Annotated in this window: 20 protein-coding genes; 10 read left to right on the top strand and 10 right to left on the bottom strand. The window is 43.3% G+C overall.

The genetic code is table 11. The features are described 5' to 3' along the window. Positions 1 to 176 precede the first annotated feature (176 nt). Positions 177 to 1,220 (top strand): hypothetical protein, encoded by a 1,044-nt coding sequence (locus tag J7I42_RS08730; protein WP_209138388.1) that lies wholly within the window; start codon positions 177 to 179, stop codon positions 1,218 to 1,220. 41 nt (positions 1,221 to 1,261) lie between these two features. Here J7I42_RS08730 and leuS read toward each other — a convergent pair whose 3' ends face one another. Beyond that, positions 1,262 to 4,033, bottom strand: a complete 2,772-nt coding sequence (gene leuS, locus J7I42_RS08725) for a leucine--tRNA ligase (RefSeq protein WP_209138387.1) — start codon at positions 4,031 to 4,033, stop codon at positions 1,262 to 1,264. A 242-nt stretch (positions 4,034 to 4,275) separates the two neighbouring features. Here leuS and J7I42_RS08720 point away from each other — a divergent pair, with 242 nt between their 5' ends. The 5 genes from J7I42_RS08720 (at position 4,276) to J7I42_RS08700 (ending at position 8,811) form a co-directional block, all read left to right on the top strand. Continuing rightward, positions 4,276 to 5,151 (top strand): cell division protein FtsX, encoded by an 876-nt coding sequence (locus J7I42_RS08720; RefSeq protein WP_209138386.1) that lies wholly within the window; start codon positions 4,276 to 4,278, stop codon positions 5,149 to 5,151. A gap of 81 nt (positions 5,152 to 5,232) precedes the next feature. Further along, positions 5,233 to 5,487 carry a DUF3098 domain-containing protein gene (locus J7I42_RS08715; RefSeq protein ID WP_209138385.1) on the top strand — a complete coding sequence of 85 codons (255 nt, stop codon included), beginning with the start codon at positions 5,233 to 5,235 and terminating at the stop codon, positions 5,485 to 5,487. A 111-nt stretch (positions 5,488 to 5,598) separates the two neighbouring features. Further along, the gene (locus J7I42_RS08710) at positions 5,599 to 6,399 is read left to right on the top strand and encodes an undecaprenyl-diphosphate phosphatase (protein WP_209138384.1); all 801 of its coding nucleotides are present in this window, start codon (positions 5,599 to 5,601) and stop codon (positions 6,397 to 6,399) included. A gap of 121 nt (positions 6,400 to 6,520) precedes the next feature. Next, positions 6,521 to 7,897, top strand: coding sequence for an MFS transporter (locus J7I42_RS08705; RefSeq protein ID WP_209138383.1), 1,377 nt, complete (start codon positions 6,521 to 6,523; stop codon positions 7,895 to 7,897). A 74-nt stretch (positions 7,898 to 7,971) separates the two neighbouring features. After that, the gene (locus tag J7I42_RS08700) at positions 7,972 to 8,811 is read left to right on the top strand and encodes an MBL fold metallo-hydrolase (RefSeq protein ID WP_209138382.1); all 840 of its coding nucleotides are present in this window, start codon (positions 7,972 to 7,974) and stop codon (positions 8,809 to 8,811) included. A 641-nt stretch (positions 8,812 to 9,452) separates the two neighbouring features. On the opposite strand, the gene J7I42_RS08695 is transcribed toward J7I42_RS08700, so the two are convergent. Both J7I42_RS08695 and J7I42_RS08690 read right to left on the bottom strand, forming a co-directional pair. After that, positions 9,453 to 10,247: a DUF3108 domain-containing protein gene (locus tag J7I42_RS08695; protein WP_209138381.1), complete on the bottom strand. Its 795-nt coding sequence runs from the start codon at positions 10,245 to 10,247 to the stop codon at positions 9,453 to 9,455. A 53-nt stretch (positions 10,248 to 10,300) separates the two neighbouring features. Beyond that, complete coding sequence (locus tag J7I42_RS08690) at positions 10,301 to 11,290, bottom strand: lysylphosphatidylglycerol synthase domain-containing protein (protein ID WP_209138380.1); 990 nt, start codon at positions 11,288 to 11,290, stop codon at positions 10,301 to 10,303. 44 nt (positions 11,291 to 11,334) lie between these two features. Between J7I42_RS08690 and ruvC the strand changes: the two genes are divergently transcribed. Next, a complete protein-coding gene (gene ruvC / locus J7I42_RS08685; RefSeq protein WP_209138379.1) occupies positions 11,335 to 11,907 on the top strand; it encodes a crossover junction endodeoxyribonuclease RuvC in 573 nt (190 codons plus the stop codon). 117 nt (positions 11,908 to 12,024) lie between these two features. Here ruvC and J7I42_RS08680 read toward each other — a convergent pair whose 3' ends face one another. The 5 genes from J7I42_RS08680 to J7I42_RS08660 all read right to left on the bottom strand — a co-directional run bounded on the left by J7I42_RS08680 (position 12,025) and on the right by J7I42_RS08660 (position 15,456). Continuing rightward, positions 12,025 to 12,414, bottom strand: coding sequence for an HIT family protein (locus J7I42_RS08680; RefSeq protein ID WP_209138378.1), 390 nt, complete (start codon positions 12,412 to 12,414; stop codon positions 12,025 to 12,027). 17 nt (positions 12,415 to 12,431) lie between these two features. Then, complete coding sequence (gene greA, locus J7I42_RS08675; RefSeq protein WP_209138377.1) at positions 12,432 to 12,905, bottom strand: transcription elongation factor GreA; 474 nt, start codon at positions 12,903 to 12,905, stop codon at positions 12,432 to 12,434. Between the two features lie 195 nt (positions 12,906 to 13,100). Further along, complete coding sequence (locus J7I42_RS08670; protein ID WP_209138376.1) at positions 13,101 to 14,024, bottom strand: NAD(P)-dependent oxidoreductase; 924 nt, start codon at positions 14,022 to 14,024, stop codon at positions 13,101 to 13,103. A 20-nt stretch (positions 14,025 to 14,044) separates the two neighbouring features. Then, entirely contained in the window at positions 14,045 to 14,917 is an 873-nt protein-coding gene (gene rsmA, locus J7I42_RS08665) for a 16S rRNA (adenine(1518)-N(6)/adenine(1519)-N(6))-dimethyltransferase RsmA (protein WP_209138375.1), read from the bottom strand. 104 nt (positions 14,918 to 15,021) lie between these two features. Then, positions 15,022 to 15,456: a hypothetical protein gene (locus tag J7I42_RS08660; protein WP_209138374.1), complete on the bottom strand. Its 435-nt coding sequence runs from the start codon at positions 15,454 to 15,456 to the stop codon at positions 15,022 to 15,024. Positions 15,457 to 15,913: 457 nt separating this feature from the next. Here J7I42_RS08660 and pdxA point away from each other — a divergent pair, with 457 nt between their 5' ends. Continuing rightward, positions 15,914 to 17,014: a 4-hydroxythreonine-4-phosphate dehydrogenase PdxA gene (gene pdxA / locus J7I42_RS08655; protein WP_209138373.1), complete on the top strand. Its 1,101-nt coding sequence runs from the start codon at positions 15,914 to 15,916 to the stop codon at positions 17,012 to 17,014. Between the two features lie 676 nt (positions 17,015 to 17,690). Here the strand turns inward: pdxA and J7I42_RS08650 are convergent. After that, on the bottom strand, positions 17,691 to 18,389 hold the full coding sequence (locus J7I42_RS08650; RefSeq protein ID WP_209138372.1) for a hypothetical protein: 699 nt from the start codon (positions 18,387 to 18,389) through the stop codon (positions 17,691 to 17,693). 75 nt (positions 18,390 to 18,464) lie between these two features. Next, positions 18,465 to 19,385, bottom strand: a complete 921-nt coding sequence (locus J7I42_RS08645) for a hydroxypyruvate isomerase family protein (RefSeq protein WP_209138371.1) — start codon at positions 19,383 to 19,385, stop codon at positions 18,465 to 18,467. 375 nt (positions 19,386 to 19,760) lie between these two features. On the opposite strand from J7I42_RS08645, the gene J7I42_RS08640 reads away from it, so the two are divergent. Beyond that, positions 19,761 to 20,723: a formylglycine-generating enzyme family protein gene (locus J7I42_RS08640; RefSeq protein WP_317196231.1), complete on the top strand. Its 963-nt coding sequence runs from the start codon at positions 19,761 to 19,763 to the stop codon at positions 20,721 to 20,723. A gap of 63 nt (positions 20,724 to 20,786) precedes the next feature. Beyond that, positions 20,787 to 22,136: a Gfo/Idh/MocA family protein gene (locus J7I42_RS08635; protein WP_209138370.1), complete on the top strand. Its 1,350-nt coding sequence runs from the start codon at positions 20,787 to 20,789 to the stop codon at positions 22,134 to 22,136. The last annotated feature ends 18 nt before the right edge of the window (positions 22,137 to 22,154 follow it).

Raw genomic sequence — 22,154 nt, 5'->3', positions numbered from 1 at the left:
AACAGCCGGGGAAAAAGATTAGTTTAAAAGGAGGAAAACCGAATTTTCTGAACACCACCAAAATGGTTCAAAATCAGCAAACAAGGGAATTTCCAGTGAATTCGTTAAATGAAAATCCAGGCAAAATATTACCGTATCCAGGGGCGTTTTAAACATTCACAGCTAAATTAATTGCCTTGAAAACACGTATTGAACTGCTACTGGGCCTGCTGTTTTGTAGTTTTCTTCCTATTGTAACACATGCTCAAACCATTACGGGCGCCTGGAAGGGCAAGATCGGTTCTGCACACACCGAATTGAAACTCATTAAAAAAGGCGATAGCCTGTTGGGCACCTCCTATTACTACACCTCCCGCAGTAACTATATCCGCTATGCTGTGAAGGGGTATTTCGACCCTAACACTAATAGCGTAGTGTGGTGGGATGATGCCATGCTCGAAGACCGGCTCTCTGGTAAACTATTTGGTAGCGGCGAAAAAGAAGCACTACTATCTGTGGCTGATTTTAATTGCCCCGGTGAAAAGACAATGATGCTGGATGGCGAAAGCACCGAACGCGATAACAAGAGTAAACCTAAAGGTACCGTTGCCCTGCAGAAAATTTCTTCTTCTGGCTTTCACGACGAATGGGATTTTGTAATTGAGAATTATATCTACGGGGCCAATGACCCGGAGATCATTGATAGCATTGCCCGTTTGCATCTGGCAAAGAATGAGATCCCTGAAGAAAAAGAAATAACAGAAAGCACTTATCAAAGTACCACTGTTAAACCGGTTACTAAAGACAATCCTTCTATTGCTGTAACGGCGCCGCCCATTGCAGAAAAGAAAACCCCGGGTGCTGTTACTTCTGCCCAGCAAAAGTATTCCAGCCGCGAAAAGAAACTGGCTACCGTTATTCCTATTACCGGTGATAGCATAGAACTGCGCTTTTATGATAACGCCGTAGTGGATGGCGATTCCATTGCCGTGTTCCTTAACGATAAGATGCTGTTTGAGCATGTACGCCTGAACAACAAGCCATACTCCATGACCATTGCAGTGGATGACCTTACTGAAGACAACGAAATGGTGATGGTGGCTGAAAACCTGGGTACCATTCCTCCCAATACTTCATTAATGGTAGCTATTGTTGAGGGGAAGCGCTATGAAGCGCGCCTCGAAAGCACCGAGAATAGCAGTGCGTTGATCAGGTTTATAAAGCAGAAGAAGAAGAAGTAATAAAGTTGGGTCACCCTTAAAGGGTGACCCAACTGAATATCTTACACCACTACATTCACCATCTTACCCTTCACGAAGATCACCCTTTTGTGAGGCTTTCCTTCCATCCATTTCTGAACCACTTCATTACCCAATGCTATCTTTTCCACTTCTTCCTGGGTTGCATCGAGTGAGATCTCGATAGTGGTGCGCAATTTTCCGTTTACAGAAATAGGATACTCTTTGCTGCTTTCTACCAAATAACTTTCATTCAGCTTTGGAAATGCAGCATCCAATATGCTGGTGGTATTGCCTAACAAATGCCACAACTCTTCACTAACATGCGGGGCATATGGCGTAAGTATTATCAATAACGATTCAAGTATTTCCTTTTTATTACACTTCAGCTCGATCAATTCATTCACACACACCATAAAGGCACTCACCCCGGTATTGAAGGAGAACCTTTCCGTATCTTCTTCAATCTTCTTGATGGTCTTGTGCAATACTTTTAATTCAGCAGGCGTGGCTTTATCTTCATTCCAAACCTTTCCTTTAGTCTCGTCATAGAACAAACGCCACAGCTTTTTCAGGAACCGATGGGTTCCTTCAATACCTTTTGTTTCCCAGGGTTTGCTTTGTTCAACCGGACCCAGGAACATTTCATACATGCGGAAGGTATCGGCACCGTACTTATTCACCACATCATCAGGGTTCACCGTATTATACAGGCGCTTACTCATTTTCTCTACCTCCGTGCCGCAGATGTATTTTCCATCTTCAAGAATGAACTCAGCGGTCTCATAATCTGAGCGCCATTTTTTAAATGCTTCCACATCCAGCTCCACACCATCTACAATATTCACATCTACATGGATGGCATCGGTAGCGTATTGATCTTTTAATCCTAATGATACATATTTGTTGGTACCATGAATACGATACACAAAACGGCTGCTACCCTGTATCATCCCCTGGTTCACGAGTTTTTTATAAGGCTCATCATGACCAATAAATCCCAGATCGAACAGGGCTTTCGTCCACATACGGCTGTACAACAAATGCCCTACGGCGTGTTCGGTACCACCGATATACAGGTCAACCTGCCCCCAATAATCGCTGGCTTTGCGGCTGCAAAACTCGCTGTCGTTTTGTGGGTCCATATAGCGGAGGAAATACCAGCTGCTACCGGCATAACCGGGCATGGTATTGGTTTCCAGTTCGCGTGATGTCCATGCAGGAATATTAGCCAGCGGCCCCTCTCCTTCAGGGCCTGGTTTATAACTTTCCACATGTGGTAACTCCAGTGGCAATTCGCTTTCAGCCATGGGATAAGCAATGCCATGCTGCCATTTAATGGGGAATGGTTCGCCCCAGTACCGCTGACGACTAAAGGCGGCATCACGCATTTTATAATTCACCTTGCGCACGCCTATACCCAATTCTTCAATCTTTTGTATCACCACTTCCATGGCGTTGCGCATTACCATGCCATTCAGGAAATCTGAATTTTCCAGTTTGGCATCTTTGGTAGCATTGGCCTCTTTTCCATCGTACTCGCTGCCAATGATATTAGTAATAGCTATATTGAAATGGTTGGCAAATTTATGATCGCGTTCATCGCCACAAGGCACGGCCATAATAGCGCCGGTACCATAACCCGCCAATACATATTCACTGATCCAGATGGGAATTTGACGGCCATTGAATGGATTGATGGCATAAGCCCCGGTAAACACACCACTGATCTTTTTCTCGGCCATACGCTCGCGTTCGCTGCGGCTTTGTACATATTCCACATATTCTTCTACCGCCTGCTGTTGCTTACTGGAAGTTATATCCTTTATGAGCGCATGTTCAGGTGCTATCACCATAAAGTCAACCCCAAAAATGGTATCGGGGCGGGTGGTATACACAGTGAGCTTGTCACTGTTACCCTGAATATTAAAAGTGATCTCTGCGCCATAGCTTTTACCGATCCAATTGGTTTGCATTTCCTTCATCGATTCACTGAATTCGATGCGGTCGAGCCCTTCCAACAAACGATCGGCGTATTCAGTAATACGCAGGTACCATTGCCGTAATTTTTTCTTTACAACGGGATAGCCACCTCTTTCGCTCACGCCATTAACCACTTCATCGTTGGCCAATACGGTGCCTAAAGCTTCACACCAGTTCACTTCACCATAGCCGCAATAAGCCAGGCGGTATTCCATCAAAATATCCTGTTGTTCTTTTTCGGTAAAGCCAGCCCATTCCGCCGCGGAGAAAACCCGTTTGCCGGTTTTGGCAATCTGGTATTTATCATGGGGAATTTCATGCCCGGCATTGCCCTCTTTTTCAAAAGCTTTTACCAGGTTATCGATGTGATCGGCCTTTTTTGTTATGCGGTTATAGAAACTATGGAACAGCTGCAAAAAGATCCATTGCGTCCATTTGTAGTATTTGGGGTCGCTGGTACGGAATTCCCGGTCCCAGTCGAAACAAAAACCGATATTATCGAGCTGACGGCGAAAATTACTGATGTTTTGATCGGTACTCACAGCAGGGTGCACGCCATGGTCGATGGCATATTGTTCAGCCGGGAGGCCAAACGCATCGTATCCCATCGGGTGTAATACGTTGAACCCTTTTAACCGTTTAAAGCGGCTGTAAATATCGCTGGCAATGTAGCCCAGCGGGTGGCCAACATGCAGCCCCACCCCACTTGGATAGGGGAACATATCGAGTACATAAAACTTTGGTTTCGGGGAATCATTGCTCACTTTGTAGGCGCCTGAGGCTTTCCATTGTGCCTGCCATTTTTTTTCTATATCCCTGAAGTTGTATTCCATAATTAGTCCTTAGTTCTGGGTTCTTAGTTTTAGTTCGTCTTGTTTTTTTTGCCTTTCCGCCTTTCTCCCTGACAATCAAACGTTGAGGAAACGTTAAATAGTCATTCTGGCCTGAAATTTTTATATTGTGCCAATCGTTAAGAAGGAGGTCAAAAATACGGATAATAACCGTTTTACCGGGATAAAACCGTTATTTTTGCCGCTCTTTCAAGGCATTATTATCCCTTCAAAAACAATAATTCATGGCGCAATTCGGAAAAGCATCGGCCAAGCGTTCCAAACCATCTTACTTCATGGCCATTTTAGGGGTTACCATAGTTCTTTTTTTTGTGGGCGTTTTCGGGTGGCTGTTATTAAATACCAGCCGTTATACCGAAAAGCTGAAAGAAGACATTAAACTGCAGGTATACCTTCGCAGAAGTGCTACCCAGGCAGATGTGGATACCCTGATGCAATACATTAAATCGCGCCCCTACACCAACATCGTAGAATACATAGACAAGGAAGCCGCCAAAAAGCAGTGGATGGCCAAAGGGGAAACCGACTTCCAGGAACTGCTGGATGAGAACCCGCTACCCGCCTCTATTGATTTTAATCTCAAAAGCATGTACGTTGAAAAAGATACCATTGCCGCCATTAAAGCCGATCTGGAGCAAAGGCAGCTGGTGGTCGAAAGCGTAAAATATCCAGCTTTTGTGGTGGAAAAAATGGGGTCATCAGTTCGGGCCGGACTGATCGTTTTTGCCTCCCTGGCAGCCCTGTTCTGCATCCTTTCGATAGTACTTATTGATAATACGATCAGGTTGGCCATGTACAGCAACCGCTTCCTCATAAAAACCATGCAAATGGTGGGTGCTACCCGGGGATTTATAGCCAAGCCGCTGAATATGCGGGCCGTATTGAATGGCCTCATTGCCGCGCTGGTAGCCATTTTCGTCATTTACGGGCTTATGATGTTATCGGAATACTTTCTGCCCGATCTGAGCGACCTGCGCGATAACAGCAAGGTAATCACGCTGTTTGTGTTCCTGATTGTGCTTGGGATCAGTATTTCCCTGTTCAGTACCTACCGCAGCGTGGTAAAGTACCTGAAAATGAAACTGGACGAACTCTATTAAAATCGAACGCCGAAGACCGAATTATTATTCATAATTCGAAATTCATAAATTACCTATATTGCGCACCTAATAATTGGCCCAATGAAGGACACAAACAAACCGTCAGCACCTGCTACCAGCCTGTTTACTAAAGAAAATTACACCTGGATGATCGCAGGTATTATCCTGGTAGCCATAGGCATTATTTTAATGGCCGGTGGTAAAAGCGATGACCCGAATGTTTTCAAGGAAAATGAAGTATACAGTGTTCGTCGTATCACTATCGCTCCCATTCTCATTTTATTGGGCCTGGGCGTTGAAGTGTATGCCATCTTTAAAAAGCCGAAGAATAGCTGATCCGTTTATATGTTGATAAGCTAAGTTAACACTACGTTATAAGGGCGATGCTGTAATGGTATCGCTTCTTTATTTTATATACTTGCTATTTATTATTTATAAATACCAGAAATGAGCACATTACACGCCATCATCATCGCCATCATAGAAGGCATTACGGAATTCTTACCCATTTCTTCCACCGGACACATGGCCATTGCCTCTGCTATTATGGGCGATCATGGCGCTTTTGTTGAACTGTTTGAAATTGTAATACAGTTTGGCGCAATTCTGTCTGTAGTTGTATTGTACTGGCGCAAGTTCTTCGATTTTAAGAAGATCTCATTTTATATAAAACTGATCATTGCCATTATACCAGCCCTTGTTTTTGGCGCGCTGTTTAAAAAACACATTGATGCCATGCTGGAGAAACCAATGATCATTGCAGTAATTATGTTACTGGGTGGCTTTGTGTTGTTGTTTGTTGATAAATGGTTTCAAAAACCAACGATAGACAGAGAAGACAACATCACCGTTAAAAAAGGGTTTATTATAGGTTGCTACCAGGTACTGTCTATCTTATTCCCCGGTTTAAGCAGAAGTGCCGCTACCATCATTGGTGGAATGCAACAAAAATTAAGTCGCCGGCTGGCCGCTGAATTCTCATTCTTTCTGGCTGTGCCCACTATGCTGGCAGCAACAGTTTATAGCCTGTACAAAATGTATAAAGAACAACCTGAAGTACTTACTAATAGTAGTAACATGGGTACGCTGTTATTAGGCTGTGGTATCGCCTTTGTTGTGGCTATACTTGCCATAAAGTTCTTTATTACTTATTTGCAGAAACACGGTTTCCGCCTGTTTGGCTGGTACCGCATCATTGTAGGCCTGACGCTGATTATCCTGTTTTATACCGGTATTATAGGAAAATAGAATACCATACAGGTTACAGGGTCCTTGAAACCTGTACCCCCGCTAAGGCGAGGCAGGCTCTGTACCTTGTAACATTCACTTCAAATCCAGCACCTACAACCTTACCGCTAAACCCTTTAACATGCAGATCGCTCCCCGCAAAGTAATCAATGCCTGGTGTATGTACGACTGGGCAAACTCTGCTTATAACCTTGTTATAACCTCTACCATATTTCCGGCTTATTATGAAGCCATCACCAAAAACCGGTTACCCGATAATGAGGTGGAATTCCTTGGCCGGAAGTTTGTGAATACCGCTTTATATAATTATGCATTGGGTGCTGCTTTTATTGTTGTGGCCCTGATGTCGCCCATACTCACGTCTATTGCCGATTACCGGGGCAACAAGCGGAATTTTATGCGCTTCTTCTGCACCATGGGTTCTATCTTCTGTTGCCTGTTATATTTCTTTGCGCCGCAACCGCTGGCTGGTGGAGGCACCACGCTTTCGCAGCGCAGTTTAGATGTAGGTATTTTTTGCATGGTGTTTGCCTGTATCGGTTTTTGGGCCAGTCTTGTATTTTATAACTCCTTCCTGCCCGACCTGGTGCCGCATCGCTTGCGCGACCGCATCAGCGCCCGGGGTTATACCTGGGGGTATATTGGCAGTGTGATCTTACAGGTACTTTGCTTTATCATGGTGTTCTTCCCTCACCTATTTGGGTTTCATTCAGATTATGCAAAAGATTTCATGCCACCCCGTGTTTCGTTTGTGCTGGTAGGTTTGTGGTGGTTTGGTTTTGCCCAGATCTCTTTTCGTTATTTGCCCATCAGCACCGTTAAAGAACGGCATGAACGCAAAAATGTATTTACCAATGGCTTTCTTGAGCTTAAGAAAGTATGGAGCCAGCTGAAACATATGCCGGTACTCAAAATGTTCCTGGTATCTTTCTTCTGGTACAGCGCGGGTATACAAACTGTGTTTCTGGCAGCCACCCAGTTTGGCGCCAAGGAGCTGCACCTGCCTACCGATAAGCTTATTATCACCATCATGATCATTCAACTGGTGGCCATCCCCGGCGCTATTCTCATTTCACGGGCTTCGGAGCGGTTTGGCAATATTCAAACCCTGATGGCTTGCGTGCTGATATGGATCGGCGCCTGTATTGGCGCTTACTATACCTATACCGATATTCAATTTTACATCCTGGGCGCTACTGTAGGGCTGGTAATGGGCGGTATTCAATCGCTGAGCCGCTCCACTTATTCAAACCTGATGCCCGATACAAAAGATACAGCTTCGTTCTTCAGCTTTTATGATGTTACAGAAAAAATAGCCCTTGTAATGGGTATGTTCACGTTTGCGTTTATTGAAGAACGCACCATAAAATTTGGCGGCATGCGTAATTCAGTACTGGCCCTGATGGTATTTTTTATGGTGGGTTTTGTTTGGTTGGGACTAACCATGCGTAAAGCCAAACGATTATCTCAGAACAGGCAACAAGGCAACGAAGCATAAGACAGCAAGGTTTGGCTTGAAGCTTGCTACGTATGGCTCATACCCCTTAACCGATTCAACTATAAAATAACATTATGCAACTATATTCAATTAATACCGGTTATTTTAGATTAGATGGCGGTGCCATGTTTGGTGTTGTTCCCAAATCGATCTGGAATAAATTAAACCCGGCCGATGATAACAACCTTTGCAACTGGGCTATGCGCAGTATGTTGGTCCAGGAAGAAAACCGGCTGATATTAATCGATAATGGTATTGGTGATAAACAGGATGCAAAATTCATGAGCCACTATTATCTGAATGGCGATGATACATTAAACAAGTCGCTGGCAAAATATGGTTTCACCCCTGATGATATCACTGATGTGTTTCTTACCCACCTGCATTTTGATCATTGTGGTGGCAGCATCATTCGTTCGGGCGACAAACTGCTTCCTGCATTTAAGAACGCAACTTACTGGAGCAACTTGCGGCACTGGGAAGCAGCTACTCTTCCAAACGAGCGCGAAAAAGCTTCCTTTTTAAAAGAAAACATTTTACCCATCCAGGAAAGCGGACAATTAAAATTTGTTGAACCTACTGATGGCATTGACTTTTCCGATACCATGAAAGTTCGGTTTGCCTATGGCCATACAGAGGCCATGATGTTGCCACAGATCAGTTATAAAGGACATACCATAGTGTACGCAGCTGATCTGTTACCAGCAGTTGCCCACCTGCCCATTCCTTACGTAATGGCTTACGATATGTTCCCGCTTACAACCCTGCAGGAAAAAAAGAAATTCCTTACCGAAGCCGCGGAGAGCAATTACATTTTATTTTTCGAGCACGATCCTATAAATGAATGTTGCTCGTTGCAACAAACAGATAAAGGGGTACGTCATAAGGATTTGTTTAAGTTGTCGGAATTGTAAGTGAGTTGACCGGTTAACAAGTTTTCGACACTATAAATACTTAATAATTATTAAAATAGGCTGGAGTTTTTCTGGCCATTTTTATTTAATTTTACTCTCCCCTCAGCTGATTTTAAAAAGACTATCCATAAAGGTTACCGTTATAATAACAGGTAAAATATCTAAAAAATACGCCTGTCGTAATTATCGCTTTAGTCGTATTTGTCGTTCATAAAATGAACATGTGATTGAGACGCAAATCTGGGCAGGGTCAAAGTCACATATGCTATTTTTACTATTCGTCATACCAATCCTGAAATTTCTCATTTTTTGACTTTTTTTAATTTTAGTCTTCCTAAATCTTCTTTATTGCCTAATTGGCTATTTTTTAAATTTCTCCATCCCTGTAGCAGTAAAATAAGAGAACCGATATCCGATCCACATTTTTGCATTTTCTAAAAAAGCCCAAAAAGAGATTGAAAAGAAAAAGCCCCCGACGGAATCGTCGGGGGCACCCTATTTGTTTAAAATATGTAAAGCTTACATCGAGAACTTTATTTGTAAATCAGCTGGTAATAATGTCAGCAAATTACGCCTCAGACGGTCCTAAAAGGATCCGTAAATAATTGATCTATCGGCATTTACCCACAGAAGACGTCTTATTACAAGCTAATAAGGGATGTTAATGGATAACGCAAATTGCGGTAGCTGATCATGTCAATCTTTACGCTTCCCACAGAAATGGGACTTTCTATACGAATGGGGATATGGTTTTTGTCATCGCTCACCCAAACAGTCATTTTTTCCCCACCTTCAAAAATAGTCCCCTTAATGAGGAGCGGTTTGAATTTTATAGCCCTGAACTTCCCATACTTGGTTTTAATGGTTTCCTTACCCAGATAACGAATATACATTTCATATACTTCATTATCAAGGAACATGGAGAAATTGATCTTATCGTTAACCTTCAGCTTATTGAACTCAATGTTGCGGGAATAGTATACAGCACTTAATACATCCTGCACACATTCAGGCACTTTGTAAACACCCTGGTTGGTTACCGCCGAATTGGTGTTTTTATTGAAGGTTACATTCTCATACTTTTTATAGCCACCCTCATACACATTACGAATAAACCGGTAAGGTTGCAGGGTTGCTGTATCGATATAAGTCTCGTATTTATCCCGCACCTTGAAGAAGTTATCATAAAAAGTATAGCTTTTGCCATCTCCTACGATATGATAAACCGGTTTACCATTCACTTTTTCAAGGGTAGTATTGAAGTTGGCTTCGCCTGCCCCGAAGTAGGCGCCAACTACCGTATAAAACACTTTCAGGGTGATTTGCTCACCTACAGAAAAGGCCGAGTTACGAATTTCGCAAAAGCCATCCCCGGCTTTCAGCGGAAAACTAACAATTATAAGCAGCAGGAAAACGAGTGGTCGGTTTGCTTTCATGTAACGCTATTCAATTAAATCCAATTAATAAGGTTGACGTCCGGGCCGGTATATTATTTTCTATTATTAAACACTTTAATCCCTAAAATTAGCAAACTTCCTATCAAAGCCGGAACTACCAGGTTAATGATCCAAATTCCCAGGGAGGTTGCCAGTATTCCCGAGATATTGCTATCAAAAAGTTGTACCACTTCAATGCCGACTTTCCATCGCACCCCTAAATCGGTAATAACAGCTAAAGATGGCACTATTGATAAGATCAGGAAAATAACACTTACAGCACCTGCCACCTGAGCAGCAGTTATATGCACATCAAACACATTGAACAGCAGGTAATATTGTCCTAAAAAAACACTGTATCTAAGTACAGATAAAGACAAAATTCGAATTAAGATGGTTGCGTTAAGGCTTTCTAAAACCCGTATATAAGCAACAGGCTTTTGTAACCAGGATATCTTTTCCACCCATCTTACCAGGCCTGCTAAACGAAAATAAAATAATGTTAAAACTGTTGCAGCACCCAATGTAAAATATAACACCATCTTCATCCAGGGGCCTGCAAACGTATGAAGCAATTGGGTATTACCATAGGTCATCAAATATAAAAGTCCGCCAATTCCTGCGATCCAGGTAACCAGCAATTGACCCATACTGCATACAATAGTAAGCGAAATTGCCTGTATTCGTTTGCCTTCACCTAGATATAATACGCGTCCCATGTATTCCCCTATGCGGTTGGGGGTAAAAAATGCTAAAGTTGTTCCTGTTAACACAGCTTTGTATGCCTGTGCAAAAGATGTTTGTTGTACCTGTTTTACTACAATTTGCCATTTACGTGCTTCCAACCCATAATTGGCAAAAATGAGTATAACTGCTAACAGCAACTTCCATGCGTCAGGGCCTGTAATTGCCTGCCAGGCATGTTGTAATGACACCTGCCAGTTTTGCTGCCGTAATAATTGCGTATAAATAGACCAGCAAAGCACGCAAAACACCAGCGGGCCTATCACATAGTTGAGAAGAATTTTAATATTTTTGTTCAACGTCACCAAAATAAGTTCACAAAGTAATCCAATCCACAGCCTCCTTGCAAACACCTTCTAAAATAATTCTTGGTATAGATCCCGGCACCTTGTTTATGGGATACAGCATTATTGTTGTTTCCCAGCAAAAAATAAAACTGCTGGAGATGAGTACGTTGAAATTAAACGCCCGTAAAGACAATTACGAACGCCTGCAACTCATTCATCAAAAAATAAGTGAGATCATTAAGCAATATAAGCCTACGAGCTTTGCTATTGAAGCCCCGTTTTTTGGGAAGAACGTACAAAGTATGCTGAAATTAGGCAGGGCGCAGGGGGTAGCTATTGCAGCTGCCATGAATGCGGGACTGGAGGTGGTGGAGTATTCTCCCAAAAAAATAAAACAGTCCATTACCGGTAATGGCAATGCGGGAAAAGATCAGGTATGGCAAATGCTGCAGCGCATTTTAAACATTCAACATAATACCGATATTAAATACCTGGATGCTTCCGATGCCCTGGCAGTGGCAGTTTGTCATCACTTTCAGGATAATCCCATGCTTAAAACAGCGGGTAAAAAACTAAAGGGTTGGGAAGACTTTATAGCTAAGAATCCGGATAGGATACAGCTGAAATAGTGAGTGGTGAGTGGACTCGCGACTGTTGAGTCTAATAACTGTCTTGCGCCGCCAAAAATTCATTGCCCATTGCCTATTTGTCCGCCGTACCCTTGACCCAGGCGGCTTGCCAGCTTCTTACAAATTAGCCAGTATTTTTTCTTGTGCAGCTTTTAACTGTTCAGGTGAGAGTTTCAATTTTCCCCTGGTAAAATTCAGATCATCAATCCCATTAATAGGCACCAGATGTAAATGGGCATGCGGCACTTCAAGCCCCACCACGGCGAGCCCTACGCGGTTACAGGGGAACGCCTTTTCAATAGCCTTTGCAATGGGTTTGGAAAACACCAGTATCCGGCTCAGGTAATCGTCGGGCACATCAAAAAACTTATCTATTTCCAGCTTTGGCACCACCAGCACATGGCCTTCTACCAATGGAAATATATCGAGGAATGCGAAGAACTGATCATCTTCTGCTATTTTATAAGCCGGGATGTCACCGGCAATGATCTTAGAAAAAATAGTCATAGCCCGGTAGATTTTGCTTAAACAGTAATTTCTTCAATTTGAAATTTCAGAACACCGGCAGGCACGGTAACTTCTGTCACATCGCCTACCACTTTGCCAAGCAGGCCCTGACCTATGGGAGAGGTAACGGAAATTTTTCCTTGTTTCAGGTCAGCTTCTTTTTCAGAAACAATAGTATAGGTGATCTTCTTCTTGGTAGCAAGATTGAGGATGGTCACTTTGGTAAGTATAGATACTTTACTTGTATCTACATTTTCGGTATCAAGTATACGCACACTGGCTATATCACTTTCCAGCTTTTTTATTTTGGCTTCCAGTATACCCTGAGCTTCCTTCGCAGCATCATACTCCGCATTTTCTTTCAAATCACCTTTTTCACGTGCTTCAGCAATAGCCCTGGCTGCGGCCGGACGATCAACTGTACGCATACGCAATAACTCCTCTTTCATTTGCTCAAGCGTTTCTTTTGTTATGTATAAAACACTGCTCATATTATCCTCCTTATTTTAAACAAATGGTGCTCTACTGCTATAAATAGAAAAAAAGAACAACGCCTCAGGGCTGAAGCGTTGCACTACTGTATAAAACAAAAATAAACTTTTTTTCAGAATGATTAAGGTCCCAGGTTCTATTTTTTAATAGGAAATATTGGCCCCCCATGTGGCAAGGCCCTGGCCTTATGTCCTTTAAATTCCAAGCTTCTCAACCACCACGGTAGCCATTTTAAGAAAGGCCTCATGACTATACCCCGCAGTGTGGGGTGTTATTAACACATTAGGCTGTTGCAATAACCAGTCCAGCTCCGCTTTTTGGGTAGCTGTATAAGTTTCCAGTTTTTCATTTTCGAGCACATCCAGTCCGGCCCCGGCAATTTTACCATTTTGAAGCGCCCTTATAATAGCTCCAGTATCCTGAACCTTACCGCGTGATGCATTCAAAAAAAATGGCTTACGTTCCAGGGCATTGAAAAAGGCATCATTGGCGTAATGAAATGTTTCCTCTGTCAACGGCAGGTGCATACTCACAACATCGGCATAACGGGCAATTTGCTCCAGGTTGGCTTCCCGTACAAAAGTTTTAGCAAAGTCGAATTTATATTTATCGCAGGCCAGAATGGTAACATCGAACGAGGAAAGCAATTTGGCAAAAGCGCCGCCGGTATTACCAAATCCTATAATGCCAACTGTTTTTCCGGTAAGCTCAATACCCCGGTTGGCATCTCGGATCCATTTGCCTTCCCTGATCTCCTGCATGCTGCTGTTCATCTTATTCATCAGGCCCAGCAACATCCCCAGCACATGCTCTGCCACGGCATTGCGGTTGCCTTCAGGACTGCTTACGCATTGTATACCCTTGCTTTCCGCATAGGCTACATCAATCAGTTCCATCCCACTGCCCAAACGGCCGATCCATTTTAATTTTTCTGCCCGGTCAAGCATGGGTTTATCAATCTTTAAACGGGTAGTTACAATTAAACCTTCTGCTTCATGAATGGTTTCCAACAGCTCCTCATAAGTAACTGCAGGAACAAACTGAACGGTAAATCCTTTTTTCTCTAAGTGTTCAATCAGCCAGTTGTGCACTTTGGCTGTGATTATTACATTCTTCATTCTTATCCTCGTTGTTGGGTCTATTTCATACTAAAAGTAAGCCGCGCAAAATCATTTACGGTTAATTGTTCAGCTCTTTTATCGAATATGGGGTCTTGTAACGCTTCGGGGGTATAAAGGCTCTTCACCGCATTACGCAATGTTTTACGTCGCTGATTAAAAGCTGTTTTAACCAATACAAAAAATGATCTTTCACTCTTCATATCTGGAATGTTTTGCCTCGGCGTTAACCTGATCACTGCGCTTTTTACTTTGGGTGGCGGGTTAAATGCATTTTCACTCACTTCAAATAAATACTCCACATCAAAATAAGCCTGCACCAGCACACTTAATATGCCGTATACCTTATTGCCTTCGCGTGCTGCCACCCGTTGCGCTACTTCTTTCTGGAACATACCAACTACCACCTGTACGCTTCCTTTCCATTCCAATACTTTGAATAAGATCTGGGAAGAAATATTATAGGGGAAATTGCCAACCACCGTAAAAGGTTCGCTATACGGTTGGTCAACGGTAAGAAAGTCCTGGTGAATGATCTTTGACTGCAAATCAGGGTATTGTTGCAATAACCAGTTTACCTTTTCTTCATCCAGTTCCACACATTTAAATTCTATATTGGGCAACTGCAATAAATATTTGGTCAAAGCACCACCACCTGGTCCCACTTCCAACAGACGTTGAAATGGATGCTCCTGCAGCGCCTGCACTATTTTATGGCAGATGTTCTCATCTTTCAGAAAATGCTGCCCCAGCGATTTTTTTAGTGTATACACGGGGCGAAGGTACGAAGAAGTTGACGGAGTTAACAGGTCGACAAGTCGGTTGATAGGGTGACAGCGTTGTAAAGGTTGATAGCGGGCTGCGTCGCGGATTGCCGATTGCCTTTTTCCCATAGGGGCAAGGGTAAAATAAAAGAGGTAGGGTTCTATCATTCAAGAATGAATGTAACCGTACCTCTTTAGATCCGCATGAAACTAAAACTAAAACCTTAGTCAACTTATAATAACCATCCTGATTTTTTTGCTGTTACTGGTCTGGGTTTTGACAATAACTCCATCTGCCTCGTAAGCAATAACTGCACGTATCCTGCATACGTATATTGACCAACAGGTATTATACGCAACGCCGGTTTGCCGGTTCTGGTAACACTGTCAAAATTTTCCAGGGAATTTGTCAGTATAAAGGCCAGTTTATCCGTACTGGCCGTTCCATCTGCCATTTTACTTATGGCCGAAATATCATTGGTGAGCTTATTAATAGTACCAACACCATCCCTTATTGGGCTGGTTTTCCTGATCCTTTTATAAAAAGAATGCTTGGGAATTGCTTCCTGGTATTTTATATAACCTGGTGAGGCTGGGGCAATGCTCTGTGCCTGCATATCATAATAACTCAATGATATAACCAACACAGCCAATAGGGTGCTTTTCATAAATACGGATTCAAGGGCAAACTATAAACGAGCCGTTCAAAATTTTATTGGTACAGTCAATCTAAATTAAACACTTACCAATAACGGATAGACCCGACTATATTGAATTATTTTAATACCAACGATAAACGATCATACCTACACGAATAACGTAGTCAGAACACATCTCGGTTACTCAAATTCCCTGTTACTGCTTCTCAGAGCGCCGGTCTCCATTATTCACACACAATGGAGTTCCCCAGGCGGGCATCCAAGTTATAAAACATTCTATAACAATAAAATAGGATAAATACTTCGCAGTATTTCGCACTAATTGCTTTCCCTCCCCCATAACGTACGGGAAAGCCCTTATTTCGAGCCTCAAAAAGGTGGTGCGGCCTAAAATGGGCGCTTTTAGCTTAAAACTTACACCTTGAACATTATATCGTAAATTAGCCGCTTCAATAGTAAACTCACAATGAACGCACAACAACAAAAACCTATAATAGGCATTTCGATCGGCGATTTGAACGGGATTGGGGCAGAACTGGTTATAAAAACCCTCAACGATCACCGCCTGCTCGAACTATGCACACCCGTAATTTTCGCCTCCAATAAAGTGATCAATTTTTATCGCAAATCAGTACCCGACATCAATTTCAGCTATCAAAGCATTAAGGAACTGACCCGCGTTAACTTAAAACAGATCAATATTTTCAACTGCTGGGAAGAAGAAGTGGGTATTACCCCCGGACAGTTATCTGATATAGGCGGCAAATACGCCATTAAATCGCTCACCATGGCGGTACAGGCGCTAAAGGAGGGCAAGATCCATGGACTGGTAACGGCCCCCATTCATAAAAAGAACACCCATAGCAACGAATTCAATTACACCGGCCATACACCTTATCTGAAACACATTTTCGGGGTACAGGACGTGGCCATGCTGATGGTGGCAGGATCGTTCAGGGTTGGTTTGTTAAGTGAGCACGTACCCATCAGCGAAGCCGCTAAACACGTAACACGCGATAACATTCTGTCAAAACTCAGCATTATCAATAATTCGCTGATAAAAGATTTTGGTATTGATAAACCCAAGGTTGCAGTGCTGGGGCTGAATCCTCATGCCGGCGACGAAGGCCTGATTGGCCGGGAAGAAGAAGAGATCATTAAACCTGCTATTAAAGATGCCCGTCATTTTATGCTGGCAATGGGCCCTTACAGTGCTGATGCATTTTTCGCCCGCCACCAGTATGAAAAGTTCGATGCCGTATTAGCTATGTACCACGACCAGGGTCTGATACCCTTTAAATCACTGGCCATTGGTGAAGGCGTGAATTTCACAGCCGGTCTGCCTGCTGTTCGTACATCACCCGACCACGGTACAGCCTTTGATATTGCAGGTAAGAACAAGGCCGACCACACCTCTTTCTTAACTGCTATTTTTGAATGTATCGATATAATCGAGCGCCGCAATAGCTATGTTGAGAATCATCGCAACCCGGTGAAGAAAGTAACACCGGCGATACTGGCCAATGTGGAAGATGAAAAGATTGAAGAAGATCCCAACAACGAATAATCAATCCTATTATATAAAGCAAAATCCTCCCAACAAGTCGGGAGGATTTTTTATTTTGATAGGACAAGTAGGCTAAGGTTTAAGAAATAAGATGCCAGTCTTACAACTTTTTAATTCAAAAAATATAGGCTAAGGTTTACGAAATGGGTTGCTTTCAAGGGCAACCATTCCATGCAAAAGCACAAGCTAAGGTTTACTAAACAAGGTTACACATCAGAGCAACCGACGCATAAGTTAAGGTTCAAGAAAAATCTTTATACAGTGACATATATGCTATCATGCCAAATACAGGATATCCCCCACGTTGCCGTGAGTAGTAAAAGAAAGGCTTATTATTGTTATATTTTCTGAAGCGCCACCTGGTACCTGTTGTCTTTAACAACTAGTATTTCACGTTCTTTATCAAAATGACATTCTTGCTCAACAGATAAAAGCAACCGGTAGGTAAATCTAAATTTGAAAAAACGCAGGAATAAAGACATGTTTTCAGTTTTCAGGTACTTGCAACAATTAAATGCGCATGTATAACGCACATGACGAATATATTATTTCTCTTAAATTGTATTAAAGAGATATACCTATTCATCAATTGGCTGATTATCACCCAACTGAATTTTATAAAATATAGATTATTTGATATAGATCAATACACGCCTAAGCCATCCATGTTGCTGCGTTATTTGAAAGCGTCGTTTGCTAAACCTTTATTGATAGTATAGCTGGTGTAGGAGATTTGAATTTTTCCTTTTTGATTGCCGGTGGCCGTTGTAGTCTTTGGCTGCTGCCCACCTGCATCATAATCGAAAGCAAGGCCTTTTGGAAGTTTGTAATCCTTGGTGGCAAATAAAAATGAGATGGTATCGGGCAATCCGCTACTGGCATACTTGCCATATTGCATTTCCATTTCATAGGTGCCGTTTTCCCGGGTAGTAATGATGGCTTTTTTTACCAGGGCTACTTTCTCATCGATATACAGGGTAGAAACCACCACATCGCTTTTTTCATCCAATGGCAATAACTTCACAATTGTGACCGGTTCATTATTAACGGTACCCTTCCCGGCCGGTACGGCCGTATAGTTATTTCCTTCAAATAAAGCAGCCAGGTTAATATTACCGCCGCCCTTGGGCACAATGGAAATACCATCCTGCTTTTTGATCTTGAATTTATCGGGCTTTTTATAGAAGATGGTCACTTTCGATTCAGGCACTTTCATAAACGCCACATCCGTTTTCATCACTCCCTCGGCCTGGTAATCATTTACCAGTGCCAGCTTATCCTTTACCTTTTTTATGAGGTCATTGGCATCCTGGGCCTTACTTACAAAACCTGACAACAAAAAAAGCAACCCCAAAAAAGGAACTGATAATTTCATACCCAAAATATTCATACTACAAATTTAACACTAGTCAATTTGCCGGGTACACGAACCCCGACATTTAACGAAGCCTTACAGAAAGTTGTCGGCATCACGATAGGCTTTTATAAGCGCCTGTTCTCCCTCCTGCCCTTTTTGAGAAATTCCATGCTCCATACCCAAAATGCCTTTATAGCCTTTTTCGTGAATGTGTTTGAATATATTCTTATAGTTCATTTCACCTGTGCCGGGTTCCTTTCTGCCAGGATTGTCCCCGATCTGCAAATAACCGATCTCTTCCCACGATTTATCGATGTTGTTGATGATATCCCCTTCGTTACGTTGCATATGGTACATGTCGAACAGCATTTTACAGGCGGGACTGTTTACCGCCTTGCAGATCATATATGCCTGATCGGAATGACGCAGGAACAGGTCGGGATTATCGCTCAACATTTCCAGCACCATCACCAATCCATGTGGTTCCAGCACGGCACTTGCTTTTCGCAAGGCGGCAATCACATTGGCCGTTTGGTATTCGAACGACAGGGACCTTTCAAAATTACCGGGCACAACCGTCATCCATTTGGCGCCACAACGTTTGGCCACATCCACTGCAGTTTTACAATCAGTCATCATTTTATCTATCCACTCCTGTTTACCGGTAGTAAGAGAAGTTTTCCAGTGCCAATTGTCTGAGGTTATTACAAACACGCCCATATTCATGCCCAGTTTTTGCAGGGTGTCGCCAATTTTCTTTTGCAGTTCGGGTGTACGGCTCATCATGCCATTGTCCTCAATGGAACGAAACCCATGGTCATACGCAAATTTTATCTGATCAATGATATCGGCGCCGGCACTGTTCCTGAACATGCCGTCATGCATAGCGTAATTTAAATTGAAAGGGTTATCTGCTGGTTGTTGATATACCGGTGTAGCAGCAGCGCTTTGACCGGCCGTGAACAGAGAAGCACCAGCCATGGCAGTTTGTTGCAGGAAGTTTCGTCTTTTCATATAGTACCGTTTGTGCTTTAAAATTATGGATAATAATATTTAGCAGCATATCAATTTACTGCGAAAATAAAAAATAAACAACCACTGACAGTTTAGGGATTCTTCATTGCAATACGACATATAAGAAGGCGGCAATCCACCTTCCTCGCCAGTTGGCGGCTGCCATAGCCTTGCTTTGCCCTCCGGGCGACGGCAGCGGAGCTTCGGGCGGGCGGCACTGTCTGCCAGTTGCAACCAAATGGCATTTATTCGCGTCCATTGTAAAGGGTTGGCAAAGGGCCCGATGCAAACGTTTACATAAACTTGTCAGGGTTGTGTTGCCATTGTAATGCTTTTAATTTATTAATTTTCACTTACTCAACAAAAGACAACCTTGTGAAATCAGTACTTTTTGTAATTGCTTTTTTGCCAGGCTTTGCTAACGTTATAGCACAAACCAACAGTTCAATCTCATTTGTACCCTACGAACAAAATATACCCGGTAGCTCCGTATCGTTCAATATGGTGCCTGTTCAGGGCGGCAGTTTCAACATGGGCAGCCCGACTACTGAAACAGGCCATAAGACAACAGAGGGGCCCGTAAAAAAAGTGCAGCTCGATGCCTTTTGGATGGGTGCCAAAGAAGTGACCTATGATGAATTTTTGTTGTTTTTCAACGATGAAAACACCCCACGCGAATCGGAGGTAGATGCCGTTACCCGGCCCACCCCACAATACATTGACCTAAGCTGGGGCATGGGCAAACAGGGCGGTTTTCCGGTTAACAGTATGTCGCAATACACTGCCATGATGTACTGCCGTTGGTTATATAATAAAACAGGTATCTTTTATCGCCTGCCTACAGAGGCAGAGTGGGAATACGCCTGCAGGGCGGGTAGCACCAGCACTTACTTTTTTGGTGACGATGTCAAACAACTAAAAGAATATGCCTGGTTCGCCGACAATAGCAACAAAAAGTACCAGAAAACAGGACAGAAAAAACCCAATGCCTGGGGTTTGTACGATATGCTGGGCAATGTAAGTGAATGGACGCTCGATCAGTTCAGGGATGACTATTTTACCGCTATTGGCGAGGCGCCCAGCAATCCCACGATAGCACCAACAGAGACCTATCCACGTGCCGTGCGTGGTGGTGGTTATGTTGATAAACCTGAAGCCCTGCGTTGCTCCAGCCGTCAACCATCTGATGCAGCCTGGAACAAACGCGACCCGCAAATGCCCAAAAGTAAATGGTGGCTAACCGATGCCATGGCTGTTGGGTTCCGCATCGTTCGTCCGGCCAAAGCGCCCACGGCTGAAGAAGCAGCCGTTTTCTATAAAAAATATTGCCATGAGTAACTTCCTGCGTTACCAGGCATACTAGACAGGGATCCCGATTTTGTACTACTAAAACTGATGCAAATGAGCACTGAACAATCTAACAACCTTGCCACCTCGCGCCGCCGGTTTGTAAAACAATCTACCTGGCTGGCCGGAGGATTACTTGCTGCACCATTCCTTTCCAAAGCCAATTATTTTTCCGGAGCAGATGATACCATAAAAGTAGCCCTGATAGGTTGCGGCGGCCGCGGTACCGGTGCTGCCCAACAGGCTTTATTAAGCAAACAAAACGTAAAGCTGATAGCCATGGCCGATGCTTTCCGTGATAATTTAGACAGAAGCTATAAACGCTTAACAGCGCCCGAAAATACCAAGAACAATGGTGGTATTAATATAGCCGAAAAGATAGATGTTCCTGAAGAAAGAAAATTCCATGGTTTCGATGCCTATCTGAAAGCAATTGCCCTGGCCGATGTAGTGATACTGGCCACCCCGCCCGGTTTTCGCCCCATTCACTTTGAAGAGGCCATAAAACAAGGCAAACATGTGTTCATGGAAAAACCTGTAGCCACAGATCCTGCTGGTATTAAGCGGGTACTGGATGCGGCCGAAATTGCCAAACAAAAAAAACTGAACGTGGTAGTTGGATTGCAACGCCATTACCAGAACTCCTACCGTGAATTATTTAAACGCAAAAACCTGATCGGCGATATAACATCGGCACAGGCCTGGTGGAACAATGATGGGGTGTGGGTGCGCAAACGTCAGTATGGACAAACTGAAATGGAATACCAAATGCGCAACTGGTATTATTTTGTATGGCTATGCGGTGATCACATTTGCGAACAACACATCCATAATATCGATGTAATAAACTGGTTCAAGGAAGGGCACCCCGTTAAAGCGCAGGGTATGGGTGGCCGCCAGGTGCGTAAAGGAAAAGATCATGGTGAAATATTTGACCATCACTATGTTGAATTCACTTATGCTGATGGATCTGTGCTGAACAGCCAGTGCCGCCATATGCCCGGCACCATGAGTAAGGTTGATGAACTGCTGATTGGCACCAAGGGAAAGATACAATGTGGCGATGCCAATATTGTTGATTATAAAGGCAAAGTGCTTTTCCAGTTTGATAAAAATACAGAGAACAATCCCTACCAAACTGAACATGATGAGTTGTTTGCGGCTATTGCAAAAGGTGAATACAAATTCGCCGATGCCGAGAATGGCGCCTACAGCTCTATGACATCTATACTTGGGCGCATGGCCACCTATACCGGCCAGGTGGTGGAATGGGACAAAGCCCTGAACTCAGGCTTGAACCTGCAACCCAAGACGTACGACTTCAATGCCATGCCGTCTGTATTACCCAATGATGAAGGATACTATCCGGTTTCTATACCTGGTGTAACCAAGTATGGGTTCTAAATAAAATTGAAAGTCAGT

The sequence above is a fragment of the Niastella soli genome (assembly GCF_017742245.1).
Lineage (GTDB): Bacteria > Bacteroidota > Bacteroidia > Chitinophagales > Chitinophagaceae > Niastella > Niastella soli.
This window is presented reverse-complemented; position numbering and strand designations above follow the sequence as displayed.

What these genes read in the sequence shown, in the direction of transcription:
- J7I42_RS08700 (WP_209138382.1), top strand. Translation starts at nt 7,972, where the DNA reads ATGCAACTATATTCAATTAATACCGGTTATTTTAGATTAGATGGCGGT.
- J7I42_RS08710 (WP_209138384.1), top strand. Translation starts at nt 5,599, where the DNA reads ATGAGCACATTACACGCCATCATCATCGCCATCATAGAAGGCATTACG.
- J7I42_RS08645 (WP_209138371.1), bottom strand. Translation starts at nt 19,385, where the DNA reads ATGAAAAGACGAAACTTCCTGCAACAAACTGCCATGGCTGGTGCTTCT.
- J7I42_RS08670 (WP_209138376.1), bottom strand. Translation starts at nt 14,024, where the DNA reads ATGAAGAATGTAATAATCACAGCCAAAGTGCACAACTGGCTGATTGAA.
- J7I42_RS08680 (WP_209138378.1), bottom strand. Translation starts at nt 12,414, where the DNA reads ATGACTATTTTTTCTAAGATCATTGCCGGTGACATCCCGGCTTATAAA.
- rsmA (WP_209138375.1), bottom strand. Translation starts at nt 14,917, where the DNA reads ATGGGAAAAAGGCAATCGGCAATCCGCGACGCAGCCCGCTATCAACCT.
- J7I42_RS08660 (WP_209138374.1), bottom strand. Translation starts at nt 15,456, where the DNA reads ATGAAAAGCACCCTATTGGCTGTGTTGGTTATATCATTGAGTTATTAT.
- J7I42_RS08650 (WP_209138372.1), bottom strand. Translation starts at nt 18,389, where the DNA reads ATGAAATTATCAGTTCCTTTTTTGGGGTTGCTTTTTTTGTTGTCAGGT.
- greA (WP_209138377.1), bottom strand. Translation starts at nt 12,905, where the DNA reads ATGAGCAGTGTTTTATACATAACAAAAGAAACGCTTGAGCAAATGAAA.
- leuS (WP_209138387.1), bottom strand. Translation starts at nt 4,033, where the DNA reads ATGGAATACAACTTCAGGGATATAGAAAAAAAATGGCAGGCACAATGG.
- pdxA (WP_209138373.1), top strand. Translation starts at nt 15,914, where the DNA reads ATGAACGCACAACAACAAAAACCTATAATAGGCATTTCGATCGGCGAT.
- J7I42_RS08715 (WP_209138385.1), top strand. Translation starts at nt 5,233, where the DNA reads ATGAAGGACACAAACAAACCGTCAGCACCTGCTACCAGCCTGTTTACT.
- J7I42_RS08720 (WP_209138386.1), top strand. Translation starts at nt 4,276, where the DNA reads ATGGCGCAATTCGGAAAAGCATCGGCCAAGCGTTCCAAACCATCTTAC.
- J7I42_RS08705 (WP_209138383.1), top strand. Translation starts at nt 6,521, where the DNA reads ATGCAGATCGCTCCCCGCAAAGTAATCAATGCCTGGTGTATGTACGAC.
- J7I42_RS08635 (WP_209138370.1), top strand. Translation starts at nt 20,787, where the DNA reads ATGAGCACTGAACAATCTAACAACCTTGCCACCTCGCGCCGCCGGTTT.
- J7I42_RS08695 (WP_209138381.1), bottom strand. Translation starts at nt 10,247, where the DNA reads ATGAAAGCAAACCGACCACTCGTTTTCCTGCTGCTTATAATTGTTAGT.